At 63.1% G+C, this 445-nt stretch carries 2 protein-coding genes; both read left to right on the plus strand.

Features of this window, described 5'->3' with window-relative positions; translation table 11 throughout:
* Position 1 precedes the first annotated feature (1 nt).
* Positions 2-154, plus strand: coding sequence for a sugar nucleotide-binding protein (locus tag M3636_RS29905; protein WP_353056332.1), 153 nt, complete (start codon positions 2-4; stop codon positions 152-154).
* A gap of 19 nt (positions 155-173) precedes the next feature.
* The coding region (locus M3636_RS29195; protein ID WP_251384758.1) for a sugar phosphate nucleotidyltransferase at positions 174-445 on the plus strand (272 nt) is incomplete at its 3' end.

Raw genomic sequence — 445 nt, forward strand, 5'->3', positions numbered from 1 at the left:
GATCACCACCGCTCAATATCCCACCGCCGCCGCGCGGCCCGCGAATTCGCGGCTCGACTGCGGCTTGATCGCACAGGTTCACGGCGTGGTGCTGCCCGATTGGCGCGCCTCGCTGGAAACGGTGCTTGCCCGCCTGGAAACCCAGGACGCCTGACCGGAGGAATGCGATCACGATGAAAGGTATCATCCTTGCCGGGGGCAGCGGCACCCGTCTCTATCCGATGACGTTGCCGACATCCAAGCAACTCATGCCGGTCTATGACAAGCCGATGATCTACTATCCGCTCAGCACGCTCATGCTGGCGGGAATCCGCGAAGTGCTGATCATCTCCACTCCGCGCGACCTGCCGGCGTTCCGCGACCTGCTGGGCGACGGATCGCAGTGGAGCATGACCATTGAATATGCGGAGCAGCCCAGCCCCGATGGGTTGGCGCAGGCCTATAT

The sequence above is a fragment of the Paenibacillus sp. MER 99-2 genome, from assembly GCF_023714095.1.
In the GTDB taxonomy this organism is placed as follows: Bacteria; Bacillota; Bacilli; order Paenibacillales; family Paenibacillaceae; genus Paenibacillus.